19 protein-coding genes and 3 tRNA genes are annotated in these 20,820 nt (G+C 31.1%); 13 read left to right on the top strand and 9 right to left on the bottom strand.

Features of this window, described 5'->3' with window-relative positions:
- Nucleotides 1-78 precede the first annotated feature (78 nt).
- Entirely contained in the window at nucleotides 79-702 is a 624-nt protein-coding gene (gene rpsD, locus T384_RS0100455) for a 30S ribosomal protein S4 (RefSeq protein ID WP_027119385.1), read from the bottom strand.
- Nucleotides 703-926: 224 nt separating this feature from the next.
- Nucleotides 927-3,809 (bottom strand): hypothetical protein, encoded by a 2,883-nt coding sequence (locus tag T384_RS0100450; RefSeq protein WP_027119384.1) that lies wholly within the window; start codon nucleotides 3,807-3,809, stop codon nucleotides 927-929.
- A 337-nt stretch (nucleotides 3,810-4,146) separates the two neighbouring features.
- Between T384_RS0100450 and T384_RS0100445 the strand changes: the two genes are divergently transcribed.
- From T384_RS0100445 to T384_RS0100420, 6 genes are all read left to right on the top strand, one after another.
- The gene (locus T384_RS0100445) at nucleotides 4,147-4,443 is read left to right on the top strand and encodes a hypothetical protein (RefSeq protein ID WP_027119383.1); all 297 of its coding nucleotides are present in this window, start codon (nucleotides 4,147-4,149) and stop codon (nucleotides 4,441-4,443) included.
- Between the two features lie 207 nt (nucleotides 4,444-4,650).
- Entirely contained in the window at nucleotides 4,651-5,811 is a 1,161-nt protein-coding gene (locus T384_RS0100440) for a hypothetical protein (protein ID WP_027119382.1), read from the top strand.
- A 21-nt stretch (nucleotides 5,812-5,832) separates the two neighbouring features.
- Nucleotides 5,833-5,907, top strand: a tRNA-Arg gene (locus tag T384_RS0100435).
- Between the two features lie 3 nt (nucleotides 5,908-5,910).
- Nucleotides 5,911-5,984, top strand: a tRNA-Trp gene (locus T384_RS0100430).
- A gap of 5 nt (nucleotides 5,985-5,989) precedes the next feature.
- Nucleotides 5,990-6,073: transfer RNA gene (locus T384_RS0100425), tRNA-Leu, on the top strand.
- A 250-nt stretch (nucleotides 6,074-6,323) separates the two neighbouring features.
- Complete coding sequence (locus T384_RS0100420) at nucleotides 6,324-6,698, top strand: PH domain-containing protein (RefSeq protein WP_027119381.1); 375 nt, start codon at nucleotides 6,324-6,326, stop codon at nucleotides 6,696-6,698.
- A gap of 83 nt (nucleotides 6,699-6,781) precedes the next feature.
- Here T384_RS0100420 and T384_RS0100415 read toward each other — a convergent pair whose 3' ends face one another.
- The 5 genes from T384_RS0100415 to T384_RS0100390 form a co-directional block, all read right to left on the bottom strand.
- Nucleotides 6,782-8,014 (bottom strand): ATP-binding protein, encoded by a 1,233-nt coding sequence (locus T384_RS0100415; RefSeq protein WP_027119380.1) that lies wholly within the window; start codon nucleotides 8,012-8,014, stop codon nucleotides 6,782-6,784.
- Nucleotides 8,015-8,223: 209 nt separating this feature from the next.
- Nucleotides 8,224-8,907, bottom strand: a complete 684-nt coding sequence (locus T384_RS0100405) for a sialidase family protein (RefSeq protein ID WP_027119379.1) — start codon at nucleotides 8,905-8,907, stop codon at nucleotides 8,224-8,226.
- Between the two features lie 35 nt (nucleotides 8,908-8,942).
- Nucleotides 8,943-10,286, bottom strand: a complete 1,344-nt coding sequence (locus tag T384_RS0100400; protein ID WP_027119378.1) for a Vmc-like lipoprotein signal peptide domain-containing protein — start codon at nucleotides 10,284-10,286, stop codon at nucleotides 8,943-8,945.
- 88 nt (nucleotides 10,287-10,374) lie between these two features.
- A complete protein-coding gene (locus T384_RS0100395) occupies nucleotides 10,375-11,112 on the bottom strand; it encodes a PQ-loop domain-containing transporter (protein WP_027119377.1) in 738 nt (245 codons plus the stop codon).
- Between the two features lie 90 nt (nucleotides 11,113-11,202).
- Nucleotides 11,203-12,384, bottom strand: a complete 1,182-nt coding sequence (locus T384_RS0100390) for a hypothetical protein (RefSeq protein ID WP_027119376.1) — start codon at nucleotides 12,382-12,384, stop codon at nucleotides 11,203-11,205.
- Between the two features lie 188 nt (nucleotides 12,385-12,572).
- On the opposite strand from T384_RS0100390, the gene T384_RS0100385 reads away from it, so the two are divergent.
- From T384_RS0100385 to T384_RS0100375, 3 genes are all read left to right on the top strand, one after another.
- Nucleotides 12,573-14,174 (top strand): amidohydrolase, encoded by a 1,602-nt coding sequence (locus tag T384_RS0100385; protein WP_027119375.1) that lies wholly within the window; start codon nucleotides 12,573-12,575, stop codon nucleotides 14,172-14,174.
- A 104-nt stretch (nucleotides 14,175-14,278) separates the two neighbouring features.
- On the top strand, nucleotides 14,279-14,698 hold the full coding sequence (locus T384_RS0100380) for a hypothetical protein (protein WP_027119374.1): 420 nt from the start codon (nucleotides 14,279-14,281) through the stop codon (nucleotides 14,696-14,698).
- 164 nt (nucleotides 14,699-14,862) lie between these two features.
- On the top strand, nucleotides 14,863-15,162 hold the full coding sequence (locus tag T384_RS0100375; protein ID WP_027119373.1) for a hypothetical protein: 300 nt from the start codon (nucleotides 14,863-14,865) through the stop codon (nucleotides 15,160-15,162).
- 25 nt (nucleotides 15,163-15,187) lie between these two features.
- On the opposite strand, the gene T384_RS07445 is transcribed toward T384_RS0100375, so the two are convergent.
- On the bottom strand, nucleotides 15,188-16,081 hold the full coding sequence (locus tag T384_RS07445) for a DUF6856 family protein (protein WP_027119372.1): 894 nt from the start codon (nucleotides 16,079-16,081) through the stop codon (nucleotides 15,188-15,190).
- Nucleotides 16,082-16,199: 118 nt separating this feature from the next.
- Between T384_RS07445 and miaA the strand changes: the two genes are divergently transcribed.
- The 3 genes from miaA to T384_RS0100355 are packed head-to-tail and all read left to right on the top strand — an operon-like array spanning nucleotide 16,200 to nucleotide 18,576.
- A complete protein-coding gene (gene miaA / locus T384_RS0100365) occupies nucleotides 16,200-17,105 on the top strand; it encodes a tRNA (adenosine(37)-N6)-dimethylallyltransferase MiaA (protein WP_036498594.1) in 906 nt (301 codons plus the stop codon).
- Nucleotides 17,106-17,107: 2 nt separating this feature from the next.
- Nucleotides 17,108-18,148 carry a radical SAM protein gene (locus T384_RS0100360; RefSeq protein ID WP_036498591.1) on the top strand — a complete coding sequence of 347 codons (1,041 nt, stop codon included), beginning with the start codon at nucleotides 17,108-17,110 and terminating at the stop codon, nucleotides 18,146-18,148.
- Between the two features lie 56 nt (nucleotides 18,149-18,204).
- Nucleotides 18,205-18,576, top strand: a complete 372-nt coding sequence (locus tag T384_RS0100355; RefSeq protein ID WP_027119369.1) for a desulfoferrodoxin family protein — start codon at nucleotides 18,205-18,207, stop codon at nucleotides 18,574-18,576.
- A gap of 101 nt (nucleotides 18,577-18,677) precedes the next feature.
- On the opposite strand, the gene thiE is transcribed toward T384_RS0100355, so the two are convergent.
- Nucleotides 18,678-19,319, bottom strand: coding sequence for a thiamine phosphate synthase (gene thiE, locus T384_RS0100350; protein WP_027119368.1), 642 nt, complete (start codon nucleotides 19,317-19,319; stop codon nucleotides 18,678-18,680).
- A gap of 532 nt (nucleotides 19,320-19,851) precedes the next feature.
- Here thiE and T384_RS0100345 point away from each other — a divergent pair.
- The gene (locus T384_RS0100345; protein ID WP_027119367.1) at nucleotides 19,852-20,814 is read left to right on the top strand and encodes a DHH family phosphoesterase; all 963 of its coding nucleotides are present in this window, start codon (nucleotides 19,852-19,854) and stop codon (nucleotides 20,812-20,814) included.
- The last annotated feature ends 6 nt before the right edge of the window (nucleotides 20,815-20,820 follow it).

Genomic DNA, 20,820 nt, shown 5'->3' with positions numbered 1-20,820 from the left:
CGAAACAAAAACGTTGAACATAATAAAAAACACGACCGTATAGTCGCGTTTTAAACTCTTTGTTAAATCTAGATTAAATTAATTTTTAACCAAACGTTTGTATCATTCAACAACGTAGGTTTCATTAATTTCGGCTGGTAATTCGTTTCTTTCGGGATAACGAACGTATGTTCCTTGGAAAGTTTTGTGGTTTACTTCGGTAAACGGACTAACAACTTTAGATTCGCTAGCCATTTTAACCATTGGTAATGCATGTGCTTTAGGTTTTAATTCTATTACTGAACCAACCGGAATAATGGTTGAAGGGATATCTATTGTTTTTTGGTTTACTTTTACGTGACCGTGGTTAACAAGTTGTCGCGCACCTCTTCTTGTTGGTGCTAATCCCATTCGATAAACTAAATTGTCTAAGCGTGATTCTAGAACTCTAAATAAGTTCATGGTCAAGATTCCTTCCATTTTTTTAGCAACTGAAAATAATCTCCGGAACTGACGGTCTGTAATTCCATACATGAATTGCATTCGTTGTTTTTCTTGAAGCTGTTCAGCATATCCTGACAATTTAGGACGCATTTTGGCATTTCCGTGTTGCCCGGGAATGGTACTTCGTTTTTTCCCTTTTGAGAATTCTTTGTTATTTTCTAACAATGAAAAATTAAGACGTCGTGATTTTCGACTAATACTACCTGTATATCGTGACATAAATAATTAAAGCCTTTCTTTAAACTTTTTTATTATAAACACTAGTTGAATGAAGATTCTTGCTATATGAAGCGCTATTAATGGGTTCGGGTTTAACTCAGCAATCCTTACTAACAAAACCAAATTGGTTAACGCTTATTTAAAACAATATCAACCTGCTGAACTGTGCTTAGATATTTTAACACAGAAATCCAGTTTTCTTGTTTCTTCTGTGTCAAAAATTGTTATTTACTTGGATAAGTTCAAGTCAAATTGCCAATTCCATAACCATCTTGGCGAATATTGCTAGCTAACGATTGGTTTTGTTGACCAGAAAAGTCTCCTGCTTTTAATTTATCTGGAGTGGTTGATCCAACTGGTATATATATTGCTTTGACAAATGTTACGTAAACTCAATTCGCATCATGAGTTAGATTTAAAATAACTCCCTTATAAGTGTTATTGTCATTAGCTCACAAAGTAATTGAAGGAGTTGGACTGTTTCCATTAAATACTGTTAAAGTTGGATCGAAACTAATAACTGTACCACCGGTGTTTCCCATGAACCGTCCAATCCCGTTAGCGGTGTACGTTAATTTCGACAAGAATTTATTATCTACAGGAATTCCGTTAAATTCGCCTTTAGATAAACGGATCATCGGGGTTTGAGTATTAGCTACTAAACTGCCCATAATTTTTCCTGTTGTTGGTCCAATAGCGGGGAAGGTTTGTTCTTTAAAGGAATTATTATCATCAACTTTAGCAAAGCTACTTAAAGTTAATAGATTATTTAACTCAATTTTTAGTCCTGTAATTCCGTTAATTTTGGATGCACTATTCATGCCATTTCCATTAGCAAAGCCTCGACCGCCAGCGATTAAAGTAGCACCGGTTGAATCATATCTGGCTTGGTCGGAAGTTCGATTTGTTATATCTTCTGGATTGAAACTAACAAGATAGGCTGAGCCATTGACATTGTTGTTAAACAAAGCGACTATTTGATTGACAAAATCAGTTTGTTTTTTATTCGCAACAACTTCTTGTAAGTATCAAGTCATTTGTTGTTTAGTTACGATGCCAGGAATGTTGACTCGGTAGCGTCCTCAATTATCGCCTACTAATTGGGTGTAGTTTAAAGTTGGATTTTGGATTAGATTAAACGCTGGGATCGGATTGGGTGGTGTGGGTTGAGGAAACCCTGAAATACTAAATGCAGTGCCACTAAACCCACTTGGCGCAATTGTTCCATCTGTGTTCAGAGCTTGATTTTGATCGTTTTGAATTTGTAAGTTAAAAGTTAGCACTCCCGTAGTGCTATTAGGATTTATATTTGTTGCGCTTAGTTTGTAGTTAAGTGATTTAAATTGGCCGAAAAAAGGACTCAGTTTAGATGATAAATAAGTGTTTAAGGCAGCAATTAAATCATCTGTGTTATTAGCATTTTGAATGGCTGTTGCAGCCACATTAACATTATCGGTTTTAGCTGTTGTTTTGGAGTTTGAAGCTGCTTGACTAATGTTATTATAATACGATGTGACAAGTGATGGGAGGGTTGCATATCCAGTTACTGTGAAATCTTTACCTGCTGATGCATCAGTTCCAACCGAACCATCTGAATTGTAATAAATTGTTTGGCCTGCACTAGCTTGAGTAACAACAATTTTATATGGAATAGATCCTTTATTATTATCTGGTGTACCTTTATTGATTATGACATTAAATCCAGTTAATAAAGGGTCTAAACTAGGCAATTTTACAGTTGCAGTCAATAAGTTATTTAGAGTATTTAAATCAGTAGTTGCACCAATGCTTGTCTGACTTGGAATTCCTTGCGATTCATTATTTCCATCTGCCAAACTATAAGTTTGATTAACGTTATTATAAAAGGATTGAACTAGTTTTTGATAAGAGTTAAAACCACTTAAAGTGGTTTGTTTTCCTGCTTCGGATAAGTTAGTTGATTGTGATCCATCATCTTTATATGAAACAAGTGAGCCATTAGTTTTTTGTTGCACAATAACACGGATGGTTAATGACCCGTTTTGATCATTAGCCGCATTCGTGTCTTTTACAATAACGACTTGATAACCTGCTTGAACTAAAGCTTGATCAAGAGCTGGTAACTTGTTGGATAGAACATTATTAACATCAGCAAGTGAAGTTCCGTTATTTAAATCTGATGAAACACTATATGCGCTAGGTAACTGAGCCATTACTGTTGTATCTGTGATGGTAAACGGAGTAGTTGAATTAATCTGTTGATAATATGAAGTAACAGTAGCTTGTGCAGACTTGAATCCAGTAATGGTTATGATTTTTCCAGCATTGGTTGAATTTTCACTAATTAATCCTGTAGTGTCATAAGAGTTTAAGACTGTTGATTTTGATTGGACAATCACACGAAGTTTTAATGAACCTGCAGAATCGTTAACACCATCAGTATCTTTTACAACCATTACCTGATATCCAACTTTAGTTAAAGTTGAATCTAATGTTGGTAATGGCGTAGTTAAAAGTTTATTGATATCAACCAGTGGAGTTCCGTTAGTGAGATCACTAGAGACACTGAAAGCACTAGGCAATTGTTCTTTAGTTGTTGTATCACTAAGAGCGTATGTAATTGTGTCATTAATAGCTTGATAATAGTTAATAATAGTTGTTTTAGTGGATTTAAATCCATTTAACATCACTAATTTACCAGCATTATTTAAGTTAGTTGTTGTGGTTCCATCTGTTTTATATGAAACCCAAACATTATTCTTATTTTCTTGGACAACAACACGGATGCTTAAATTCCCATCTTCGTCATTAATTAATGCAGTATTTTTGATTGCAATTACTCGAAACTGATTTTCTTGTAATTGTTGATTTAATGTTGGTAATTTATTAATTAATTGCTTATTAATCTCCGTTACTGATGTTCCATTGTTTATGGTGTTAGCTAGAGGAAATGAGCTAGCTAGCTCATTGGCTAAAGTTTGATTTACCAAATTATTGTTGGGATTGATTTCCTTGTAATAATTAGCAACAGCAGTTTGGTTATCTATACTTTGGTTGCCTGGCAAAACTTCGCTTTCACGAGATTCGTGTAAAACACTATTAGGATTAAATTCCGAATCGATTATCATGACAACAGGGACAACTAAACCAATTGCACCAATTGTGCTTCATGTAATGATTCAACTCTTCAGATTAAATTTGTTTTTTTCATTTTAAAAATCCAAATATATTTATTGATGATTAGATTATTTCTTAATAAGGTTAACGCGCAGGTTATGATTGGCATAAAACAAAAGATATAACGCACAGTGCAACGGTTGCAATTTTCAGTAATCCTAGAAAATTACTTACATGAAATAATATTCATTATATTTTACCACTTATGTTTTTGGAACGGTGCCCAATATCTGAGGATTTCCTGTAGTCTGTCTGTAGTTAAGATAGATTGATGAAAGAATATTGATAGTGGCCCCGAATGACCCTGCGGCTTTGGCCAACAGTCCGACCCTTACCCAATTAAATGCAATTTTGGATGCAAATTCACAACTTCAGCCTTTATCTGATAATCTAATATCCCAAGGCTTTAACGTCATTTTTACTAAAGGCACAACCGATAATACTGCGGGAACAATTGTCATCAACGTTTTTGTTAAAGATGCACTAGGAAATAACTACAATATTACGGGAACAGCCTCACCAGGAACTACTTTTACAGGTGCAGCGCACACAATAACTGGTTTTATGCGTTCAAGCCCAACTTAATAGTTAAAAATTGGGAAAATAATACTTTATTTCTTAGAAACCAATATTTGGTGGTCTTGAAATCAATCCTAATATATAATATAAATGTAAATAAATACTTTCGTTCACGAGATATTTATCCAACAAATGTGTTTTTTGCTGTGTTTAAACGCTTTTTTGTTTGTACCAACAAAAACTTAAAGAAAGTATTGTGCTAAAAAATCAAATATGACCAACGAAAATATTGCTTACACCCCAACAGCGTTAGTTCCCACATCTGAACTAGAAGAACATCACCCCGAACATCCGGTCGATTTAAAATTTGATGGATCTGAAGAACCGGAAAATTTTAAGCTACTTGATGAACAATATGAAGCTTTTAACAAAACGATTTCTTTTGTTAAAAGAGTTGTGACTACTGAGATAGTTTTAACTACTTTATATTCTTCTTTCTTTACGTTATTTATTATTTTCTTAGGGGTTAATAATTGGGTTGTTAATTCAGATTTTAATTTCGCTTATTGAGCGCTAGAAATTTTATTTTTAGTTTTATTTTTAGTTGCGTATATATCTATTGAATTAGTTTTAATCTTTTCTTGGAAGAAATTATCATTCTTGAAAAAAGATCATAAAGCCGAATGAAAAACCGTTCATACTAATGCGGTCTTGATTTTTTCGTTGGGTTGATTTCCTTTCTTGAATATTACAATCGCTTCAATTCCGGCATTTTCTTTCAAAACCGTTCAACAAGATGAGTATGATAAATTGAATCTTTGATATCAAGAATCAATTGCCAATATCTTTGCGCCATCATTTGAAAACTTTGGTTTAGTAGATTCTGATTTTGATACTGACATTTTTTCTTTTCCAGAAAATGATGAGGGAGTTACTAACCCCATTTCACCAACGCAACAAATCTACCCAGATCATACTCGCAGGGTTAATTTGCCGGCCGCATGAAATGAAGGGCCATTTGGAAATCTTGATACAGTCCAAACTTTGCAAATCGAGCCTTCATCAGTTTTAAATCAATTACGTGGTATTGTTAAAGACTTACGATTTGAAAATCAACAATTACGCAATATGTTAATGCAAATTATGCGAAATCCTAAACGTCCGGCCGCTTTGCCTGAATCAACAATTCTAGCTCCAACTAAATCTCGTGATGTTATTAAACCTAAAGCTAAGAAGCCAGAAATTAAACATACACAACAAATATTTACAGAAAAGAAAGTGGTAGCATCACCACCCCCTGTAACCACTACCGTGGCTGCTGTATCACCTATAGTTAAGCGCCAGCAAACAATTATTAAGCCAGTAATTACTCGCAAAGCTCCGCCTAAAATTTCATTTAGGATTGTTGATGATCGCATTAAAAAAGATGCATAATTAAAATAAAATTATTATGTTCTCCCCTTGGTGTAACGGATAACACAGACGTTTCCTAAACGACTAATAGAGGTTCGATTCCTCTAGGGGAGGCCATATAGGGGTGTAGTTCAATGGTAGAGCAACGGTCTCCAAAACCGTTAATGAGGGTTCAATTCCTTTCACCCCTGCCATTTATATCAGGGTGGCGGAATGGTAGACGCTTACGCTTGAGGTGCGTATGGGTAAAACTGTGAGGGTTCAAGTCCCTTCCCTGATACCATAAAAGAAAGATTCAATGCACTATTAAATAGTGCATTTTTTCATGTGTTAAAGTGACACAATTAAAGATTTATTTTAAATCCGAACATCAAAAGTTTCATATATTTTTGAGCTTTTGTAAAGAATATATCATTTGACGAACTCGAGGGATGGGTCTTGACAAAAAAAAAAAAAAAAAATAAAATTGAGAAAGACTTGTTGTGAAACGACAATTAGTTTTAAAGTATTTTTTTAAAGGCGATTTTATAAATATGGCAACAGAAGTAATTCATGTTGAGCGGAGATGTTTTATGTGGTGAAAAATTCGTTTTACTTATTACAAAATAGTGAAAAATTTTGACGATTACGAATTATGAGTAGATTCAGGTTTAATTCGTAAAAAAACATCAAAAATGAAACTTTACAAAGTGAACGATTTTTCGTATCATCGTTCTTTTGGAAATTGAATTTTTAGAGTTGGTGGATTTACCCTTTCTTCTGGTGATGTATCATCTAAGTTTCTAGATGTAACTAAAATTAAAAACTACAAAGAATTCGGAGCAAAAATTGAAGAACTAGTAAATTCTGAAAGAAAACGAATGAACGTCGGTTATAGTGAAACCAACTTAGTGGGAATTACAAAGTAATAAATTCAATTTATTCAAGAATTGCTAACTCATGCCCATCAAAACACCTAATGTGTTTGATGGGCTTTGTATTTCAAAGTATTTTAGATTGTTGATATAGGAACTATATAAACGCCTTTTTTTAGTGGATATACTGAACTGGCGTTACAGATAACTGCATTGGTGCCTAATTGATAATTAGTTGATTTAATTAAATCGAAAGCTTTAGTAACACTTGGATGATATCTTGTTCCAGATTTTATTTCGATTAAACTTAATTTTCCATTTGCTAACATAACTAAATTAATTTCATTTTGATAAGCATCTCTAAAATAATAAAAACTTGCTATGCTATCATTTGAATTATTGTATGTTTTGATTATTTCGTTGATGACATAAGTTTCAATCAAAAAACCTTTATTGACATGATTTTCTAAAGTTTTAATATCTTTAATTCCTGTTAAGTAGCATGCTAACCCTGTATCATTCATGTAAATTTTAGGGCGTCGAATAATTCTTTTAACAACAGAAAATTCAAAATATGGTTCTAAAGTGAAAACTAGATTAGACGTTTTTAAAATGCTTATTCAGCTTTGAATTGTCTTATAATTAACACCAACATTTTTAGCAATTAAACTGTAGTTGAGTTCTTTTCCACTTTCAGCAGCAATAATCCTTAGAAAAATATCAAATGCATCTCTTTCTTTTATTCCTATGATTTCATTGACATCGCGTTCTACATAAGTTTTAACGTAATTTTCATAGAATGTGCTAGGTTTTAAATTTTTGTTGATATTAACTTCTGGGTAACCGCCACGTAAAATTTGTTCAAGTAATTTTTCTTGTGAGAAGTTTTCTTGAATACGTTCTGATAAGACTAAAGGATTTATTTCAAAAGGGACTTCCGGACGGGCTAATAATTCGTTGTTTGATAATGGAGAAACAACATTAATGCTGATTCTACCAGCTAGCGATTCAGTAACATTTTTCATTAGTTTATATTGATGTGATCCAGTTAAGATGAACATTCCGTTAGCGGAACCTTTTTCTAGTCTAGTTCGATTTACAATTGGGGCAATATATTCCAAAAGAATTGGTGCTTTTTGAACTTCATCAATAATTAAAGGCAATTTATATTTTTTCAAAAATAATTCTGGATCTTCTAAAGCATACTTCAAGTCTTTAGAGTCATCTAAAGAAACGTAACTAAAATTATATTTTTTCTTAATTTCAAAGCAAAGTGTAGATTTACCTACTTGTCTTGCTCCTGTAATTAATGTAACTGGGTAGTTTTTAATACTATCTAGAATTTTTTCATTTATCGATCGTTGTATCATAGTGTTCCTAATGAATCAATTATAACTCCAAGAATATGTATTACTACTAATTTTCCAGATTTGTACTCCTAATTATCCGGATTTTAACTCCTAATTATTCGGTAGTTAACATTATGATGTATAAAATTTTATTGGATTCAATAGCAACAAATATTGACCTTTTGGATATTCTAAATATGAAATTATTAAACGTTATTTTAATCAAAAAATTATTGATTTAGTTGTATGTCGAAAATATTATAGACAACTTCCATTGGTCCAGAATTACCCGAAACTCATCGTTCATATAAAGTGCCTAGTTTCAAAGTTTGATTTGTGATATCAATCACAGCTAGTGATGAATATTGAAAAGAACCTTTAGGAAATGAATAAATTTTTTGAGGTTTATCAAAATCATAATTTTTAACTAAATATATTGCTCCATCAACGCGGTTTGTTTGATTAGACGGTAATGAAAATAAAGTATAGTCATTTCCTTGATAATAAAAATTAGTTAGTCCGATTTGAGTATTGTTGTTAACGCCAATACTAAAATTACTTGTTCTTGATAGAGAGCCGTCTAAATCGGTGAACGTTTTTCCACCATCGATTGATTTTGATATAGCAATACTTCCATTGGTAGAATTACGACTCATCGCTATTAATGTCCCGTCATGATATTCAACTATTTGTGATTCACTAGTTCATCCACCCGAACCCAAAAGATAGTTGCTTGTAGAGATTTGATTTGTTTTTGGATTAATAATTGCATAGTAAGCATTTTGACGCAACCCACCGTTGTTCCCAAATTCATACAACGGAACAATTATATTTCCGTTCAATGCAGGGTCTTTTTGATGCTGTAATTCTAATGCTTTTCCAGGCCCAAATACAATTGTGGTAATTGGTGGCATATTATTAGGATTGTGTTTGTCTATCTTTTGATTAATTAATCCTTTAAATTTGAGTTGTTGGGTATTAAATCATAAGTAAAATACCCTAAATACGATACAGCAGCTAAGGCAAAGCGATACGGGTCAGCTGTTGGATAGACACCATTTTTTACGAATCCATCAAATAATGAATTGATTGGTTTTCTTTGCTCATCTATTGTTTGGTATACTTCTCAACTTAGACTATTATTTTTTAAACTTATTTGAGCATCATATCCGCTCATTTGAACATTATTTTTGTATAAATCAAAATCTGTAAACGAGTTATTTTTGGGTCGGAGTTCAATTGGGTTGTTTTTATCTTGTTTGTCAATGGCAATAAAATACGGACTATGTAAATACTGATATTGCAATGGTATAAAATTTGAAGCTCTTACATAAGTACCTGTATTTCCTCCAAAGATATCAACAAAAAGATGAGCAACATTATTCTTATCAACAGCAACGGTCGCATCAATTGCTCCGACTTTACGGTCGACATTGTCATTTTTAATGCTTAATACTGTTGAAGATTTGCTTCATTGTGTTCCGTTTTGGTTAGCTGTAAAAAATACTTGTTCTATATTTGAGTCAGGCGAATCGTTTACATTTTCGATTCTTCCATCTAAATTAATTAGCATTCCATCATTAGTTTTAAGCAACGATGGAATTCTGAAGCTTTGGTAATTAAGATCTGGTTTCGCAATCGATTTAGCATTCAAGCTACTAGGATTAAAAGTTTTTTGAAAAGTTTGAGTAATACTTTTAAAAGCATCGATTTTTTCAAATCCAGAAATAGTAATCATCTTAGGTTTTGTTTGATTTAATGAAGCAGCACTTGTTCCATCCTCGTTGTAATAGACATTATTGTATTGAACAACTAAAGATATGCTAAATCGCCCGGCAACATCGCTTGCTTTAGGATTAGTAACATCTAGTAAGTAAGTTAATCCACTTGTGAACGGTTGGACTCAGGTTTCGTTAGTGTAGTCACCGAAGTTTTTCGAAGAGATGGATTTTAATTGATTATTGATAAAATCCGAAGCAGTCTGATGACTGAATTTTGTTTTGATTGTGTAATTAGACGAGATGTCTGCATAAGTTTTACTAATTAGTAATTTATATAAATTATTAATTTGATCAGACGTTTCAAGGTCAGTCTTTCCTGGATCTCCTTTTTCTCCTTTTGGTCCTTGAATCCCCCTTGGTCCCTGAGGGCCTTCTTGTAATTCTTTGCTTTTATCACTTTGTTGGTTTGATTGTTCATTATTACCACATGCGACAGCAATTGCGGTAATTATGGGAGTTATCGCTAAAGTTGATAAAGCTAATAAAAAATGTTGTTTTTTAGTTTTATGCATAATTATTTAATCTTTTAAGCTTATATATATGTTTAATTGTCATATATTTATTTGTTTTCGGTGACTAAAAAACTGAAATATATGCAAACTAGAATCAAATCAAATGGTGATTTTTTTTGACTTGTGTGGTCCATACACTCAGTTGTGTCGAAGTAACTCCTAAACTGATAATCTGATAAATACAACTAATAATGTAAGTTGGAACAATCGATGGGTTTGTTTCGGAAAAATAAGCTATTCCTAAAATTCAAGAAACAACTCATGTTGTGCTGGAAATAACAATTACAATAACAAATGTAAAAGGTTGTTTGTATAGGGATTTAGATTTAATCCCTTTAATTACTTGAGGTAAAAAGGCGATCATTGATAAAACCGGTGCAATATTGGCAATAATGGCACTTAAAACAATAACTGTGTGACTGTGAATGATTGCATTTGGATTTGGGTCTATATCTGTTCCGATAATTTTTAAGGCATTTAAAACCGTAAATATTAAATTATTCGAAATATAGATAACAACAAATAAATATGAAATTATTCTTTTATTTAAACTGAATTCTTCTTTAGGAATATATTTAACAATGATTCCTAATTGAATTCCAAAAATAATCGAAGCACAAAATTCGGAATATACAATTTGATCATTGGCAACTAAAAACCCAAAAATAGCAAAAAAGACAGATGAGCTGTAGTATAGTCAGAAAGAGGTTAGTGCTAGCCCTTCAGTTTTCTTTTTACGAATTAAAAATAGCAATTGAGGAATTCCAACCACAATATATAAAAAAGAAGCAACCCCAATAAGTACATTGAAACTCAGCCCAAGCATTACTATCGCCCCTTAAAATGCAAAATAAATTGCATCAATTATATTTTATTTGGGCTAAAAAAAGATTAGTTTTTAAAAAAATATATTGGCTTATTGGTGGTCATTTTCAAAATGAAAAATATTTGTATTATATTCTTCGTTATAGTTTTCTTTAGCGGTGTCTGTTTTATATTTTTTTCGAATAGAAAAAACGTTTTGCGAAAATTCAGTTTGCGTTTGAAAAACATTATCTTTTTGTTCGGTTGTTGAATTCTTTAAATTGAATCATTCATCAATTTCTTCCATGACTTTTTCTTTGTCTTCTGGATTGTTTTCTCATGAATCTTCTTGTTCAGGTTCATTTGCAATTTCGTCTTCTTCGGATAAGTATGCGATGGAATTAGTAAAGATATTATCTGGTTTGACTTGATTTGTTTGAAAGATATTAGGTTCACTAGATTTAAGGTTAAATCAACCATCAATTTGATTTAGGATACTTCTTTTGTTATATGCTTCTTCACTTTCATCTTCAATTACTCAATCACTGGATTCGATTTCTTCATCTGTTTGTTCATAATCATTGTAATTGGTACTTACAAAAATATTTTGTTTAACTGGTTGGATAGTTTTTACAAAGATATTTTCTGGATTTTCTTGTTCATTATCAAAAATATTATCAATTTGGTGTTGGGCTTGTTGGTCGCTTAAGTTAAATCAACTTTCGAGTAAATAATTAGCCTGAGTTTGAACGTCTTGATCAACTTCAATTTCGTTGAATTCTTGATCATTTGTGAATCTATCGTCGTTTTCTTCAAAGCTATTATTTTCTTCAAAAATATTGACTGTATCTAATTGAAATAATTTAACTTGATTAAAAACGTTGATGTTAGAGTCTGCAGTTTTTTCAAACACGTTTGCTTTAGTTTCTTGTTCTTTTGTTGAAAAAATATTGTTATCAGATAATTGTGAATTATCTAAATTGAACCATTCATCAATTTGCTTGGTACTTTTTTGGCGAAATTCATCTGCCGCAATCTCTTCTTCAGTTGGTTGATAAAAATCTTTGACATAATAACTTACTTTAGAAGCTTGGTTATTAAGTTTGAAGCCATAATCTTGATTAAAAGTTTGATCCAAATCACGAAACGGATCATTAAAAAGAAAAAGAATATCAGTTCGATTTGGAACAATTATTTGTTTATAATCAACAATCAAAACATTTCCCTGACTAGTAGGTTTATTGAAGTTTCTGTTTGATTCGTTTTGCAAGAAGTCAAGAACTGAGTCATTCATAAGGAGATTTAAATTTTTAAAACTCTTTCATTTAATATCTTTATTTTAACTTTAATAAATGGAGTTTAGAAGTAATTACTTTATTTTAATAAATATTTATTTAATTAATTTCAGAATATTTAAAACAAAATCGAATTTTATTTTTTTAAAATTCTAAAAATCCAAAAAAAAGAATAGGAAGTTTAAGAATGACAACTTTGTGATTTAATGGGAATTTTTATTTAGGAAAAAACAAGTTTTGTGATGCGGTTATAACTAACAAAAATAAATTCATCCAAGTTGGTTCATATAATGAATTGAAATTATTTAAATATGACCGGAAAATTGATCTTAAAAACAAAGTGGTCATTCCCGGTATTGCTGACACACACTTACATTTTATGTACAATGCGTTTTGCCATGAATTATTAAATTTTGGAGATGTTACTTCAATCAAACAATTAATTGCTAAAGCTAAGAAGTATTTAATTCAAAATAAATATACTAAGAACCAAATTTTGTTTGGGCTTAATTATATTGATGGACGTTTTAAAGAACAACGTAAACTTACCCGTTTTGACTTAGACAAAATTTCTAAAACCAATCCTATTTTCTTTAAACACTTCGATCAACATTATTCATGCGCTAATACGGTTGGTTTAAAGTTAATTAAAGTTTTTAAAAAAAATTACAAGAGCAAAATAGGTGGTTGTGTTCAATTGGATGAGAGTGGTCTTCCTACTGGTGTTCTATTAGAAAATGCTCAATTTTTATATAGTAATTTATTGAAAGAAAATACTTTATTGTATAAAAAGAAAATTATCAAAAATTACTTAGTTGAATTTAGTAAGTATGGAATCACTACATTGCACCCTTGTGATTTGACAAATCAACAAGTTGAATCTGATTACGAAGTGTTCGAAGAATTAGCTCGTATGAAGCAATTGAGTATTCGTTTTAGACACCAATGCTGAATGAGCGAATTATCTGATGTTCTAAAATTTTCTAAAGAGTTTAAACATTTTAGAAAAGGAACTCCATTTAATAAGATTAGCGCTGTGAAATTATTTGCTGACGGAACAATGAGTTCACATACTGCTGCTTTATCATTACCCTATCTTAACTTGAAAGATACTCAAGGATGAATCAAATATACAGATCATGATTTGAAACAAACTTTTGAGATTTTGAAAAGTATTTCTTTACCATATGTTATTCATGCCATTGGTGACCAAGCAATTGCACAAGTATTAAAAATTAACAAACAAGTCCATGGTTCAGTAAACCCCTTACGTAATGGTGTTATTCACTTGCAATTATTACCATCTTCAAGTTTTGAAGAATTTATTGAATCAAAACTTTTAGCCTATGTTCAACCAGGTTTTCTAGACGGCGATTTAGCATTTATTAAGAATACTATCAGTTCTAAATTATTGAAGTTTTACAACCCTTTAGCTTCTTTGATCAAGCGAAAAGTTCATGTTACTTTAAGTTCTGATGCACCAGGATGTAGTATAAACCCTTGGATGAATTTGTATTGTGCAATTACTAGGAAAAGATTAAACGGAACTCCCGCAAAAGGTTTTTTGTATAAAGAAAAAATTAGTTTAAGTCAAGCGATAGATGCAATTACATATGAAGCCGCTTATGCTGTTGGTGAAGAAAGTATTAGAGGAAGAATTAGACCAGGGATGCTAGCTGATTTTGCTGTGTTAAATCGCAATATTTTTAAACTAAAAAATATAAAACAAATTCAAAAAACGAAATCAGTGATGACTGTTGTTGACGGGAAAATCATTTATTCCAAATAGTTTGTAACAAATTATAGTACAAATTAAAATATTGCGATATAATTTTTCCCGCTTTCAAAAGGAAACGTATTTTGAAACCTAATTTATTTTTTAAAGGGAACTTTATGGATCAAAAAAATATTAAAAAAGGAATGGGAATTGGTGCAAAAAATTTTTTTAAACCAAAAAATTTGAAGCAATATATTATTAACTTTTTTCGATTCAAAAATAAAACACTACATCAAGTTTGGGTTGGTAATTTTGTAATTGTCACAATTTTAGCAGTGATTTTGATTATTGTAACCGGAGTTCAATCTGCTGCGTTTTTACAAGCGTACGATGCATTTAAAAATGGCACTTTACAAAATTCTTTTAATTCAATGAATTCATTGAAAAATAGTTTTGATTATTTTTATGGTGTGATTGTTACTGCTTATGTTTTTGCTGTTTATTTTCTAGTTTCTAATATTTTTTTAATTCATGTGAAATATCACTTGTATAAAAATTCGTTAAGAAAAGCATATCGTGAACAACAATTAAAGTAATTTTAATTCATTAAAATAATTTATTTAGGATTGAATTTCGTCATTGGACTTTATTTTTTTGTTACCCAATTTTTGAAATATTTTGAAATTTTTTTCTTAAATTTAACGACTTTTGGACATTTATTTTAATGGATGACAAAATATATGTTCGAAAGGAATTAAACATGAGCAACAATCAATCTCCAACTAGCAATAGTAAAATACTTAAAACGTTAATAAAAGCGAGATACACATTAGGAAAAACTGATGAAAAAATAAAATGACTGATGGGGCGACTAGAACTGATGATTCAAACCTATAAAATTACTGTATTGCTCCCAGATAATACAATTGGACTAGAAAAAGATTGCTTATCGTTGATTAAAGATACACAAGATCTGGAATTAGAATTTGACGAATCATTAGATCAACTTGATGAAATTGATACTGAAGATAAACCCAAAAGTAAAATGTTATTAAGTTAAAGCGTAAATCTTTAATTATTTTAATTTATCGATAAACACCGTTTAGAAAATCGATGAATGAAGTCGACACCGCTATTGCTTGATTTTTAATAGAAAAGCTTTGATTAGATGAAGTGCTTGCGGGTGCTGGAGCCGGAGCAGGATTAGAAGCCGGAGTGTCAGCTGGTGCTGGTGCTGGTGCAGGAGTAGCAGCACCATTAAAGAAATGCGGAGTTACAACACCATTAACATTTCTAAAAGCAATTATGCCAACAGTAGTAACTTGACTACCGGGGTTTTGTGCGCTAACATTTGCCTCATTTAACCAACTTGTAACACTACTGCCGTAAGTTTGACGAATTAAATCAAAAATTTCTCGATAAGTTTCAGCGCTTGAATCATTTCGACGCAATTTATTTGAGTTATTTTTATCTTCTTGAGATGCACTATTATCATTGGTTTTATCAGGATACTTACTATATGGGTTTCATTGGTTTACGTCGCCAGTGTACGAATCTTCATATAATAAAAATTGAATGCCATTAGGATAGCCATTTTGAGAACTTGAATTGAAATTGTTACTAATGAAACGAACTCCACGGGCCCAATCACCATTTCATTGGGTACTATTTGTAGATGGTGTTCCCCCATGTAAAAAATTATATTGGTTGAGATCAGTACTAGTGCTAATAGTTAATACATAATTGCCATTATTAAATGCTGTGGTCCCATATATCAGGTTTTTAACACTGCTGTTTGGAACAGTCGAGATGTCTTGAAAACTTACAGGACTTTGAGTATTGAAATCACTTGTTGATATTTGTTTAAAAACATTTGTGTCGACCGTTGCACAACTAGCTGCAACTGTTCCTACAATTGTTGTAATTCCTAATAGGCCAAGACCTAAAACAAGTTTTTTCGATTTTTTTTGAATGCGCATATTAGTTTTAACCTGAGTTTTTCAATATTTAATTTTTAATGTTTGAATTTAGAAATAATATTATAAAGTAATATTCTAGATATTAAATAATATTTCACAGCGAACAAAATATTGAAAAATGAATAAAGTAATAGCTATTGTTGGACCAACGGGGTCAAAAAAAAGTCGAATCGCACTAAAATTGATAACAGATTTAAAAATGAATACAGAATTAATTAGTGCTGATGCTTTTCAAGTTTATAAAGATCTTAATATTGGAACAAATAAGCCAGATCATCAACAATTGCAGTCGGTAAAACACCATTTTGTTGATTTTTTAGAAATTAACGAAAAGTGAGACATTTTTAAATTTCAATTACAGGCAAAAAAAATATTGAATAATCTTTGAAACAAAAATCAAATACCCATTGTTTGTGGGGGATCACATTTATATGTTGATGCTTTATTAAAAGATTATCAACTGTTGAAGTCTCCCCAAAGACAGCGAAATAATAAAGATTTACTTTCAAATGAAGAACTTTACTCTAATTTATTGAAAATAGACGCAAAAGAAGCGCTTAAAATTGGAAGTAATAACCGCCGCCGTTTGATACGAGCAATTGAAATTTTTGAAAACACAAATCAGCCAAAATCGACTTTGGATAACCAATCAGTGTTTAAATATGAAACGTGTTTAATAGTATGCTTACCACCAAGAGAATTGCTATATGCATCACTAAATTTAAGAACAGTCAAAATGTATCAAAATGGTTGAATTCAAGAAATTCAACAATTATTCAAAAAATATCCTAATCTTCTCGAATTGCAGTCTATTAAGGCGATTGGATATTATTATTTGGCAAACTGTCTTCATACTAATGCAGAACCTGAATTGGCAAAGTTACAGCAGCTAGTTAGAAATCTAGCAAAGCGGCAAATTACCTGATGTAAAAATCGTTATTGTAAAATTGGTTTTATCTATGATGAAACCGATGTAACTTGAGAACAATTATTAGCATATGTTCGAAATTTTTTGAAAGATTAATAATGCGACCACAACATTTATATATACACATTCCATTATGTAAAACGATTTGCACTTTTTGTGATTTTAAACGTGAATTGTTGTGTGCTCATGATCCTAAAAAAGTTTTGAGTTATTTGTTACGAAAATTAAAACCATATCAACCTAAACAATTTAAAACCATTTATTTAGGTGGAGGGACTCCTAATGCTTTTTCAAATGAAGAATTAAACTCACTATTGAAGGCATTGAACCCTTTAAAAGACAATAAATGTGAGTTTACAATTGAATGCAATCCTGATTTGGTAACTCCAAGCCAAGTACAAGTTTTGAAAAAAAATAAAGTTAATCGAATTTCGTTGGGAGTTCAATCAACCAATAACAGAATCTTAAGATTATTAAATCGACTTCATACTATTGAAACTTGTAGTGAAACAATCAAACTTTTTCAAAGTTACGGATTCAACAACATTTCAGCCGATTTTATTTACGCCTTACCTTTAATGAAAACGGTTGATGTTATTAATGCGGTTAAATTTATTGAAAAAAATAATTTACAGCATGCTTCTTTTTACGGACTAGATTTAAAACCGGGAGCCATTTTAACTAAACAAAAATATAAAATTGATTTAGATGATGAAGCAGATCAATTAGAAACTGCAGTTAAGGAATTTTCCCGAATTGGCTTTGAGCGCTATGAAGTATCAAACTGAGCAAAACAAAAAAAATATCATTCCCAGCATAATTTAGCTTACTGGTATTCACATGATTGGGTTGGAGTTGGATATGGTGCACACGGATTTGAGAATCAGGTTGCTTATGAATATACCGGAAGTATTCAAAGACCCATCAAAACATCTCGCAAAATAAGTGACAAAGATTATTATTTACAAGTTTTAATTATGGGTTTGCGTTTGGTTGATGGAATTAATATTAAAATGGAACCTTACAAAAGTGCATATCAATACTATAAAGATAAACTCCACTTTGTGAGTATTGAAAATCATCAACTAAAATGTGATAATATAAACCTCTTAAATAATAGTTTGCTTGATTTGTTTTAATCATTTAATGTTATTTGAATTAAAGTCAACAATTACAAAATAAACGGAGGATTATAATGAAATTTTTTCGAAAGGATTGAATCTTGTATGATGAAATTGCAAAAGATGGAGGGAAACGCCCCGACACTTTAATTGAATTAAGAATTAGACAAGAAGATACGCATAATAAAAGCCATCTTCCCGTAATAAAAAAAACTGAAGATGGTTATAGTGTAGAACATAACGCATCTGGAGCAAATCACGACATGACAATCAAGCACCATTTAGTGACTGTTGTTTTGGTTGTGGATGACCAATGAAAATATCGTTTTGATTATAAGGTTGGTGATCACCCGACTGTTAATTTTGATGTTCCTCACGGTTCAAAAATAGAAGCTTATAGTTTTTGTAATCTACACGGTTTATATTATTCAACATTAAAAGATTAAAACATTATTTTTTGTTTTGCAATTGTTTAGCAATTTAGCAAATAGCTTTCTGTATTTTCTTGCTAATCTAAAACTGTTTTTTACTACAGAATTCAGTACACTTAATTCAAAATTAATTTATCGATTGAAAGTTTAAGTTTTTGGGTCGTTTTAAGAATATCTTTTTCAGCAAAAATCGCACTAATAACAGCAACACCACTGATTCCTGTCCCTTTTAATTTAGAAATATTTCTTAAATTAATTCCCCCAATAGCTACAACCGGAATAATTACATTTTCGCAAATTTCTTTTAATGTTTTTAAAGAAATGGTAGATATTTCGTTTTTTGATCTTGTTGTAAAAAGTGGGCCAACCCCGATATAATCAGCACCATTTTTTTGGGCATCAATAGCTTGCCTAACATTTTCAACAGATGCGCCAATAATTCGGCTTTCTCCTAATTTCTTTCGTGCTTGCTTAATTGGAGTGTCTTTTTTTCCTAGATGAACCCCATCTGCTCCAATTTTAATAGCAACATCAACGTTATCATTAATGATGAAAGGAATCTGGTAATCCTTGCATAGGCTTCTGACGTACATGGCTTGGCATATAAAATTTTGTTCTGGTAACTCTTTTTCTCTTAATTGAATCATTGTTGCGCCACCTTTAATGGTTTCTTCAATTTGTTCCAACAAAGTTTTATTGTTAGCTCAGCGTCGGTCAGTTACTGCGTATAAATATAAGTCTTTTTTATTTAGTTTCATAAACGCTTCCAGTAAATATAGAAAATATCAGATTAACTATTGTGGCATGCGAAAAAGATATAAAACTAGTTAATTTTCTGAATCTCAAATGGTTACTATTTTTTGTGTTTAGGTAAGTATTTTGTAAAGAATAATTAGACATTAAAAATCTGCCTTTGGATGATATATAGATGAGTGCATAAATTTGGTGATGGACACGATAAAATAGCGTACAAAAACTAATAAATACAGAGTCATTTTAACACTAATCAAGTTCGTATAAACGTTTATCGTACTTTAAAATGATTCATTTTGGCTTCTTGTTTTTATTTATATTATTTATAAACTGAAATTCAGTTAATGAGCTTTTTTAATTTTTTAAATACGAATCCAATCTACTTTTAGATTAATAAAAAATTAATAGAAAGAGTGATTCATTTTTGTGATTTTATTTGGTTTGGCTGTTAAGCCTTGAAAACAAATATTGAAAAAATATTTTTTTTCAAGTTTTTATTCTAAAACTAATTTACTTAACTAAGTCTAGGAATTAACGATGCAAAAAAAATTACCAGTTTTTGAAAAGATTTTAAACAAAATCAAAAAATACGACAAAATTACTTTTTTTATTCATGAAAGCCCGGATTTCGATGCTTTTGGTTCCGCATACGGTTTAAAAGCATTTTTGCATACATATTTCCCTAAAATTAAATCTTATGTAATGGGCACTTTTGAATTAAAAAATAAATATGGTTCAGGACTGTTTCCGTTTGAAACCAAACCGGTTTCGAAAAGTTTTTTGAGTCAATCTTTAGGAATTATTGTTGATACTGCCAACCAAGCCAGAATTTTAACAGGAAGACATAATGAAGCTAAGGAATTAATTCGAATAGACCACCATCCCAAAATTGAAACAATAGGTAATTTAGAATGAATTGATCATACTTATCCTGCAGCTGCTGAGATGGTAGGCGTTTTAATAGATCAATTGAGTTACGATTTTAATAAGGAAATAGCACAGTACATATATGCTGGGATATTGACTGATACCGGACGTTTTTTATATTCAAACACTAGCCCAAGAACTCACTTATTAACGGCAAAATTATTAGAAACTAAATTTGACGTCCAGCATGTTTTAGATAACATTTATTTAAAAAAATTACGTCAAAAACAATTTGAAACTTTTGCTTTTTCTAAAATGAAATATACTCCAGCGGGTTTTGGATATATTGTTCTTGATAAAAAAATTTCTGAAAAATATCAAGATTGTGAATTTGCCACTGTAGTCGGGACGATGATGGGCTTACACGAAATTAAAATTTGGTGTAGTTTATACTATGATGTAACAACTAACAAATGGAAAGGTTCACTACGAAGCCGCCATTATGAAATTAATAAAATTGCTCAAAAATTTAATGGAGGAGGCCATGCATTGGCTTCCGGGTTCAAATTGGACAATATTAGTCAATTTAAAAATGTTATTAAAAATGTTGAACTGTTTTTAAAAAATAATTAGAAAGGC

Source organism: Mycoplasma testudinis ATCC 43263 (genome assembly GCF_000687795.1).
Lineage (GTDB): Bacteria > Bacillota_I > Bacilli_A > Mycoplasmatales > Mycoplasmoidaceae > Mycoplasmoides > Mycoplasmoides testudinis.
Note: the sequence above shows the minus strand (reverse complement) of the source record. Positions and strands in the feature narration are given on the sequence as shown.